This is a genomic window from Arthrobacter agilis, assembly GCF_002953615.1.
Classification (GTDB): domain Bacteria; phylum Actinomycetota; class Actinomycetes; order Actinomycetales; family Micrococcaceae; genus Arthrobacter_D; species Arthrobacter_D agilis_B.
Genome location: NZ_CP024915.1, coordinates 2,875,551 through 2,883,566, shown reverse-complemented (window position 1 = coordinate 2,883,566; position 8,016 = coordinate 2,875,551). Strand labels below are relative to the sequence as shown.

Genomic DNA, 8,016 nt, shown 5'->3' with positions numbered 1-8,016 from the left:
CAGCGCTGCGGCCCGCCTCACGGCGCGCACCCGGCAGGACGCCCGGGCGGAGGGCAGGCTGCGGGCGCGCTCGGGTCCGCGGGCCGGCGGAGGGCCATCACCGCCGGTGTGCGCCGGTGGTGTCCGACGCCTCGAGGACCCGCGCCGCGAGATCCCGCGCCTCGCGCAGGCGCTCGGGCGGGCAGGTGCCGACGGGGGGCATCGAGAACCCGGAGGCCCGCCCGTCATCGGGGTCCCCGCGGGGAGCGGGCACCCGCCGGAAGCACAGCCGCGCGAGCACGATGCCGCCCGCGACGACCAGGAGGAGGGGATAGCCGCGGGCGCCCGCGAACAGGGCGAAGAATCCGAGGGAGATGCTGAGGATGCCGAGAGGGAGGAAGAATCTGGTGGTCATCACACGTCCGTCGTCGTTGACTGATTGTGGTGGCACCGATAGTACTCCCTGTGTCCCCGGATCAGTACAGGAGGCGCTGGTACAGCGTGTGGTCCTGCCAGTCCCCGGCGATGCACAGGTAGGACGGCGCCAGGCCGATGACGGTGAACGCGGCCTTCTCCAGGACGGCGATCGACGGCGCGTTGTGCGGCAGGACCGACGCCTGGACCCGGTGCAGTCCGAGGGTGTCGCGCGCGTACCGGAGCACTTCCCCGAGGGCTGCCGAGCAGAGACCGCGGCCCTGCAGCCGCCGGTCCACCCAGTATCCGACGTGGGCGTTGAGGAAGGGTCCCCGCACGATCCCCGACAGGGTGATCGTGCCGGCGATCCCGTCCCCGGCGGTGAGGACCCAGGGCACGTCGGTCCCTGCAGCCAGGCCGCCGAGCATTCCGGCGATCCGTTCCGTCTGGCCCTCCTCCGTGAAGAAGGCGTCGTCGCGGAGCGGCTCCCAGGGCTCGAGCTGCTCCCGGTTCTGCCGGTAGGCCCGCGCGAGAGCCTCGGCGTCCGACGGTTCGAGGAGCCGCAGGCCTCCTCCGGACGGCAGCGTAGGGCGTGGCACCCGGCAACTGTAGTGCACGGCGGGGACGAGGAACCGCCACCGCTGCGTGGACTCCGCGTGGTGGCCAGCGGCTCCGCCCGGGGCCGTCGCTCCGGCCTGCCCCTTCCCGCCGGCGGGCCGCACTGGCACACTGTCCGCATGGCCCCGGCACCCGAACCCCGGATCGACGACTACATCGATGTTCTGCCGCCCTGGCAGCAGGAGATCTGCCGAACGGTCCGCCGACTCGTCCACGAGGCGGACCCGGAGGTGGAGGAGACGATCAAGCGCACGCGCCAGCCGTACTTCGTGCTGCAGGGCAACGTCTGTGCGCTGCTCGCCACCAGGGACCACGTCAATGTCTTCCTCTACGACGGCGGTCTCGCCCCCGACCCCCAGGGCATCATCACGGGCGGGCACACCAACTCCACGGGACGGACCGTCGCGGTGTACGAGGACCGGCCCCTCGACGAGGACGCGCTGCGGGAGATCTTCCGGGCCATCATCGCCGACAACCGCGCAGGCGGCTGGCGGACCCTGACGAAGCGTGCAAGCCTAGGCGAATGAGCCTCCAGGACATCCCCACGGACACCGGCGCCGGCAGCATCTCCGCCTACGTGGCGCGCCCCGACGGCCCGGTGCGGGGCGGGCTGGTCCTTCTCCACGAGGTCTGGGGGCTCGTCGGCCACACCCGGGACGTCGCCGACCGCTTCGCGCGGGAAGGCTACGTCGTCGTCGCCCCTGACCTCCTCGCCGACCAGGGCATCACCGAGGAGAGCACCGCCGGCATCGGTGAGGCCATCGCCGGCCCGGACGCGGAGGCTCGCAACCGGGCCCAGCCGAAGCTGCGGGCACTGCTGGCGCCGCTGCAGGACCCCGGGTTCGGTGCGCTGATGACGCAGCGGGTGCAGGCCTGCTTCGAGTTCCTGCACGACGACCCCGAGGTGGCCGGACGCGTGGGGATCACCGGCTTCTGCTTCGGCGGTACGTACAGCTTCTCGCTCGCCGTCCACGAGCCGAGGCTCCTGGCATGCGTGCCCTTCTACGGCCACGCCGACTTCTCCGCCGAGGAACTGGCGCGCATCGAGGCTCCCGTCCTGGCCTTCTACGGGCAGGACGACGGCGGGCTCGTCACCGCGTTGCCGGCGCTGGAATCAGCGATGGCGGAGGCAGGCGTGGACTTCACCGCCACGGTCTACCCCGACGCGGGCCATGCCTTCTTCAACGACTCGAACCGGTTCGCCTACAGGCCCGGGCCGGCAGGGGACGCCTGGAGCCTGGCCCTGGACTTCCTCGCGCGCCACGTTGCCTGAGTCCCCGGCACGCCCGACGGAGGGGAGGGTGCCACCGCACCTCCGGCCCGCCGCCCTGGGCCTGGTCTTCCTGGGCGGTTCCGCGGGGACCCTCGCGCGCTTCGGCCTCGCCGAGGCCCTGCCGGCACCGGCGGGCCTTCCGCTCCCCGTCCTCCTCATCAACCTCACGGGGGCCTTCGCCCTCGGGCTGCTCCTCGAAGTGCTCGCCCGGCGGGGCCCGGACACGGGCGGCCGCCGGGCAGCCCGACTCCTCCTCGGCACGGGCTTCCTCGGCGGCTTCACCACGTACAGCGCGCTCGCCGTCGATTCCGCGGTCCTCGTGGGAGCCGGCCGCGCCGTCGAGGGCATCGCCTACCTCGTGCTGTCCGTCCTGCTGGGACTGGCGGCGACGGCAGCGGGCATCGCCGTGGGCAGCCGGACCCGCCCACCGGGCGCGCGGGGGGCGGCGCCGTGAGCGGAGGACTCGTGCTGGTGCTCGGCGTCGCGGGCGGGCTGGGCTCGGTGGCGCGCTTCCTGCTCGACGGAGCCCTCCGCGCGCGCGTCAGCAGTCCCGTCCCCGCCGGCACCATGGCCGTCAACATCAGCGGCTCCTTCCTGCTCGGGCTCCTGACCGGACTCGTCCTTGCAGCAGCCCTTCCGCCTGCGTGGACGATCGTGGGCGGTACGGGATTCCTCGGCGGCTACACCACGTTCAGCACGGCGAGCAACGAGACCGTGCGGCTGCTCCAGGCCGGCCGTGTCTGGCCCGCGGTGCTGTCGGGTGCGGGAACCGCGGCGGCGGCGCTCGCTGCAGCGGGGGCGGGACTGTCGATCGGACTGCTGGCCGCCTGAGGTGCAGCCTCGGGCGACGGCTCCCGCACGGCCCGTCCATCAGGTGCGGCCCGTCCATCAGCTGTGACCCGTCCTCGCGGCCGGGCAGGCTCGAGGGCCACCCTCCACGATGCCCCTTGACACCACCGCCGGAACGGGGACGATCGATCCACAGGGTCGCACAGGCGGCCCGACAGGAGGAGGATCCCGTGGGAACGATCGACGACGAGGCAGCCCTGACGATCTCCCTGGTGGGAGACCTCGCACCCGGTACCGACGCGACGGTGCAGGTACCCGGCGAGATGCCTCCCGGGGTGCCGTTCGACCCTGCCGGGATGCCGGCCTCGACCCACCCCGGTGCCGTCGGCCTCCCGGACTACGCGGACGCCGCGGCCCTGCGCGCCGGTGACTCGGTCCAGACCTTCGTCGCGGTGCCGGACAGAGGCCCGGAGGCCGAGCTGCCGGGCTTCCTCGACTCCGGGAGCGGTGGGGGAGACGGCGGCGGGGACTGAGCGAACCGTCCTCAGCGTCGGGCGATGACGAGATGGCGGACGCCGTCGAGCGTCAGGACCTGGCGCTCCCCCTGATCCGTGAGGCACAGGAGGACCGCGGTGCAGGTGGGGCACCTCAGCACCATGCCCGGAGCCCGCGCATAGAGCAGGGCGGTCGCCAGGGGTGCGGACGATCCGCAGCCGTCGCACGTGCAGTCGGCGCTCGTGAGGTCGGCGACGAACTGCTCGAGGGCGCCCGCGAGGGCATTGCCGTCGAGGTGGTCCTGGTCCGGGGAGTGCTGCTGCTGATCGTCCATCCCTATCCTCCGTATCGTTCGGTGCGGATGCGGCCGGCGTCGTGTCCGTCCTCCACGAGCCACGAGGCGACGGACTCGACGAATCCCGTGGAGCCGCAGATGTAGATGGCCGGATGGTCCTCGGGCGGGAAGCAGGCGGCGGTGACGGCGTCCCGCGTGAGCCGCCCGACGGGCCTGCCGTCGGGCGCGGCACGGGTGTAGGCGACGTCGATGGTGACCTGCGTGTCCTCCTGTCCGAGGACGGTGAGTTCACCGCGGTAGAACACGCTCCCGGGGTCCCGGACGGAATACAGCAGGCGCGCCGGCACCACCGAGCGGGCCTCCGCATGGGATCGGAGCATCGCCATGAGGGGGACGATGCCCGATCCTCCGGCGATGAGCTGCAGCGGGCCTCCGAGGTCCGGGGTCCACGTGAACCAGCCGCCCACGGGACCGCGGACCTCGAGCCGGTCCCCCACGGACAACTCGGTGACGAGGTAGGGGGAGACCTCCCCGTCGTCGAGCTCCTCGACCGTCAGCTCCAGCTCGTGGGGCGGCACCCACGCCGCTACCGAGTACGAGCGCACGGCCTGGTAGCCGTCCTCGGCGGTGAGCCGCAGGTCCACGTGCTGCCCGGCCACTCCTGAGACGGCGTCGGGGAAGCGGAGCCGCAGCGTACGCGCCGTCGCCGTCTCGGGCCGGGCGGCGCTGACCTCTGCCGCTTGCCAGGTCCGCCTCACCAGTAGCGATCCTCGCGCCACGGGTCCCCGTACATGGCATAGCCGTTGGTCTCCCAGAAGCCCGGGAGGTCCTGGTCCATCAGCCGGATGCCGCTGACCCACTTGGCGCTCTTCCAGAGGTAGAGGTGGGGTACGAGCAGCCGGGCCGGCCCGCCGTGCGCGGCAGCGAGCGGCTCGCCGTCGAACTCGTGGACGAGCCACGCCTTCCCGTCGAGGAGGTCCCCGAGCGGGATGTTCGTCGTGTAGCCGCCGTACGAGTGCACCATCGTGTGGTCGGACCCGGATTCGACGTCCTCGAACAGCGTGTCGAGGGAGACGCCGCGCCAGGCGGTACCGAACTTCGACCAGTGGGTCACGCAGTGGATGTCCGTGGTGACGTCCTCCTGGGGCAGGGCCTGCAGCTGTTCCCACGTCCACTGGTGCGTCCGGCCCTGGCCGGCCGCGATCTGGAATGTCCAGTCCGCCCGGAGCACGCGGGGTGTGGGGCCGGCGGACATGACGGGGAAGCTGTCGGTCGCGTACTGGCCCGGCGGGAGGTTCACGTCCCTGGTCCGCCGCCTGCCCGCGAAGCCTGAGGTCGGTATTGCCATGCGGTACTCCCGCCTGAGGAAGGACGCCGGTTCGGCGGTAGGAGAAACGTATGCCAGCCGCCCGGCACTGTCCAGAGCAGTCACGCGGACGCCGGAAGGGCGGACTAGGGTTGAACGGTGCCCGAGGAGACCTTCGACCTGCGCGCCATCGCCGTGGGAGCCTACGGCCCCTCGCTGCTCTACGGGGTGGCCACGGGCGCGATCCTGCCCGTCATCGCGCTGACGGCTCGCGAGCTGGGCGCCGACCTCGCGACGGCCGCCCTGGTCATCACGCTCTCCGGCATCGGATCACTGGTCACGAACGTCCCTGCAACCCTGATCGCCACGCGCTTCGGCGAGCGGAAGGCCCTGGTGGGCGCCGCCCTGTGGTGCGCGGCGGCGATGTTCCTCGCGCTCGCGGCACCCACCCTGCCGGTGTTCGCTGCTGCCGTCTTCATGGTCGGGATGGCCGGCGCCGTGTTCGGGCTCGCGCGGCAGAGCTACCTGACCGAGGCCGTGCCGCCGTACTTCCGCGCGCGGGCGCTCTCGACGCTCGGCGGTGTCACCCGCATCGGGGTCTTCGTGGGTCCCTTCGCCGCAGCCCTCGCCATGAGTACCCTCGGGCTGGACGGCGCGTACTGGGTGGGAGGAGTGGCGAGCCTCGCCGCTGCCGCCCTCAGCTGGCGTGTCCCGGAACTCGACGCACCGGCCCGGAGGCCGCTCCCTGCACAGAACGCGGTCGGAGCCGCCCTGGCACCGCCGCCGGCCCCGACGGTGCGCTCCGTCATGCGCAGCCACCGGCGGATCTTCGTCACGGTCGGCATCGGGGTGCTCCTCATCGCGGCAGTGCGGGCCACGCGCCAGGCGGTGCTGCCCCTGTGGGCGGAGAACATCGGCCTCGACGCCTCGGCGACGGCACTGATCTACGGGCTCTCGGGCGCGATCGACATGCTGATCTTCTACCCCTCGGGCAAGGTCATGGACGTCAAGGGCCGCCGGTGGATCGCCGTGCCGTGCATGCTCATCATGGGGACGGCCCTGACCCTGCTGCCCCTCACCGCGGATGCCGTGGGCCTGCTGCTCGTGGCCCTGCTCATCGGCTTCGGGAACGGGATCGGGTCCGGCATCGTCATGACGCTGGGAGCCGATCTGTCCCCGACACCGGGCCGTCCCCAGTTCCTCGGGATCTGGCGCCTGCTCACCGACGCCGGCACCATGGCCGGGCCGGCGCTGCTCTCCCTCGTGACGGCTCTGGCCACGCTCTCGGCGGGGATCTGGGTGACGGCGGCCCTCGGTTTCCTCGGTGCCGGGGTCCTCTGGTACTGGATCCCGCGCGCCGCCCCGGGGTCGGCGGAGCCGGCCTCCCGGGTCTGACCCCGGCGGTGGGGCACCAGGCCGGGGCGCGGGACGGGGAGAGCTGCTGGTCGATCGACACGTGCGGCGTCCAGACATCCGTCACCCGGGCGAGTTCGTCGTCGATGGTCGTCCTGTCGATATCCAGGGACCCGGTGTGCAGCAGCGTTCACCATCCCGTGCGGTGCTCCGGGCGGTCAGCGCCTCCCGCGCCGGGCGATGGCACGCGCGGCGAGGACGACGCCTGCCGAGGCGGCGACCCACGGGCCGCCGACGATGATCGGATCCATCCACTGATGCTTGGTGTCCGCGCGTCCCGTGCCGAAGCGGGACGCGAGGCCGTGCCGGCGTCCCTCCGCCAGCACGCCCGTCTCCGTGATGGGGTTGTCGGGACGCAGCGTGGCGAATGATGCCGCGTGGGAACCCCATGCGTCCACGCGGTCTCCGAGCAGGAGCAGGAGCCAGTGCGCGGCGCAGCCCTCGCTGTACCGGTAGGCATAGCGCCGGATGCTGCCGGAGACGCCCTTCAGGGGAGCGCTCGTCCCGAAGGCCGGGGTCAGCCGGCTGTGCTCGACCGACCGCTCCCGGCCCTCTCCGCCCGGCTGCTCCTCGGGGTAGTCCCAGTGCGCCCCGGTCCCGGCCGGATCGAACACCTCCCGCGGGAACGACGGTCGGTCCTTCGGGTCGAGGTCCGCGCCCCAGCCGGGGATCCGGGCGCGCAGTGCCTCGGGAGTGGGGATGTCCCTGGACTTGTTCGCGACATAGGGCGTGGACGGCGTGGATGACGACACGGTGATCTCCTAGCTGGGGTTCGCGATGACGAGTGTCTTGATGCAGTTGTCGAGTTTCGCCGAGAACATGTGGTAGCCCTCGGCGATGTCCTCGAGGGGTATCCGGTGCGTGACGATGTCGCTGGGCTTGAGGTAGCCGTTCTGGATGTGCTCGAACAGGCGCGGCCACTGGCGTTTCACCGGCGTCTGGTTCATGCGCAGGGTGAGGCCCTTGTTCATGGCGTCGCCGAACTTCACGGCGCTGAACAGGGGCCCGTAGGCTCCGACGACGGACACGGTGCCACCCTTGCGCACCGCATCGATGGCCCAGTTCAGGGCTACGGGGGAACCGGCCTGCAGTTTGAACTTCGAGGAGGTGACGTGCTGGAGGAAGTTGCCGTCGGCCTCCGCCCCGACGGCGTCGATGACGACGTCCGCGCCCAGGTAGTCGGTGGTCTTCTTCATCTCCACCACGATGTCGTCGTACTCGGCGAAATTGTAGGTCTCCGCGTGCGCGAAGGTGCGGGCCTTCTCGAGCCGGTACTCGAGGTGGTCGACGACGATCACGCGCCCCGCTCCCATCAGCCAGGCAGACTTCGCCGCATAGAGGCCCACGGGGCCGGCGCCGAACACCACCACGGTGTCGCCCTCGACGATGTCCCCGAGCTGCGCGCCGAAGTACCCGGTCGCCAGGGCGTCGGTG

The 8,016-nt window shown here is 71.9% G+C and carries 13 protein-coding genes; 6 read left to right on the top strand and 7 right to left on the bottom strand.

What is annotated here, in order from left to right; all coding sequences use genetic code 11:
• Nucleotides 1-97: 97 nt before the first annotated feature.
• Entirely contained in the window at nt 98-394 is a 297-nt protein-coding gene (locus tag CVO76_RS14075; RefSeq protein WP_208739771.1) for a hypothetical protein, read from the bottom strand.
• Between the two features lie 61 nt (nt 395-455).
• The gene (locus CVO76_RS14070) at nt 456-992 is read right to left on the bottom strand and encodes a GNAT family N-acetyltransferase (protein WP_244185997.1); all 537 of its coding nucleotides are present in this window, start codon (nt 990-992) and stop codon (nt 456-458) included.
• Between the two features lie 138 nt (nt 993-1,130).
• Here CVO76_RS14070 and CVO76_RS14065 point away from each other — a divergent pair, with 138 nt between their 5' ends.
• The 5 genes from CVO76_RS14065 (at nt 1,131) to CVO76_RS14045 (ending at nt 3,606) form a co-directional block, all read left to right on the top strand.
• Complete coding sequence (locus CVO76_RS14065; RefSeq protein ID WP_133081108.1) at nt 1,131-1,538, top strand: DUF1801 domain-containing protein; 408 nt, start codon at nt 1,131-1,133, stop codon at nt 1,536-1,538.
• Nucleotides 1,535-2,284, top strand: coding sequence for a dienelactone hydrolase family protein (locus CVO76_RS14060; protein WP_208739769.1), 750 nt, complete (start codon nt 1,535-1,537; stop codon nt 2,282-2,284). Before CVO76_RS14065 ends, CVO76_RS14060 begins: the two co-directional genes overlap by 4 nt.
• Before the next feature lie 28 nt (nt 2,285-2,312).
• On the top strand, nt 2,313-2,738 hold the full coding sequence (locus CVO76_RS14055; protein WP_244185995.1) for a fluoride efflux transporter FluC: 426 nt from the start codon (nt 2,313-2,315) through the stop codon (nt 2,736-2,738).
• A complete protein-coding gene (gene crcB, locus CVO76_RS14050) occupies nt 2,735-3,115 on the top strand; it encodes a fluoride efflux transporter CrcB (protein ID WP_208739764.1) in 381 nt (126 codons plus the stop codon). Before CVO76_RS14055 ends, crcB begins: the two co-directional genes overlap by 4 nt.
• Before the next feature lie 188 nt (nt 3,116-3,303).
• Complete coding sequence (locus CVO76_RS14045) at nt 3,304-3,606, top strand: hypothetical protein (protein ID WP_208739762.1); 303 nt, start codon at nt 3,304-3,306, stop codon at nt 3,604-3,606.
• Between the two features lie 11 nt (nt 3,607-3,617).
• Here the strand turns inward: CVO76_RS14045 and CVO76_RS14040 are convergent, their stop codons facing one another.
• From CVO76_RS14040 to CVO76_RS14030, 3 genes are read right to left on the bottom strand one after another with little or no spacing between them, the layout of a single operon-like run.
• On the bottom strand, nt 3,618-3,902 hold the full coding sequence (locus tag CVO76_RS14040) for a DUF6510 family protein (protein ID WP_133081103.1): 285 nt from the start codon (nt 3,900-3,902) through the stop codon (nt 3,618-3,620).
• 2 nt (nt 3,903-3,904) lie between these two features.
• Nucleotides 3,905-4,621 carry a ferredoxin reductase gene (locus CVO76_RS14035; protein ID WP_208739760.1) on the bottom strand — a complete coding sequence of 239 codons (717 nt, stop codon included), beginning with the start codon at nt 4,619-4,621 and terminating at the stop codon, nt 3,905-3,907.
• A complete protein-coding gene (locus tag CVO76_RS14030) occupies nt 4,618-5,211 on the bottom strand; it encodes a molybdopterin-dependent oxidoreductase (protein ID WP_208739758.1) in 594 nt (197 codons plus the stop codon). The genes CVO76_RS14035 and CVO76_RS14030 overlap by 4 nt, the downstream gene beginning before the upstream one ends.
• 117 nt (nt 5,212-5,328) lie before the next feature.
• Here CVO76_RS14030 and CVO76_RS14025 point away from each other — a divergent pair, with 117 nt between their 5' ends.
• Nucleotides 5,329-6,564, top strand: a complete 1,236-nt coding sequence (locus tag CVO76_RS14025) for an MFS transporter (RefSeq protein ID WP_133081100.1) — start codon at nt 5,329-5,331, stop codon at nt 6,562-6,564.
• A gap of 176 nt (nt 6,565-6,740) precedes the next feature.
• On the opposite strand, the gene CVO76_RS14020 is transcribed toward CVO76_RS14025, so the two are convergent.
• Both CVO76_RS14020 and CVO76_RS14015 read right to left on the bottom strand, forming a co-directional pair.
• Nucleotides 6,741-7,334, bottom strand: coding sequence for a hypothetical protein (locus CVO76_RS14020; RefSeq protein WP_208739757.1), 594 nt, complete (start codon nt 7,332-7,334; stop codon nt 6,741-6,743).
• Between the two features lie 9 nt (nt 7,335-7,343).
• Nucleotides 7,344-8,016, bottom strand: a 673-nt coding sequence (locus CVO76_RS14015) for a zinc-binding dehydrogenase (protein ID WP_208739756.1), incomplete at its 5' end; no start/stop codon positions are given.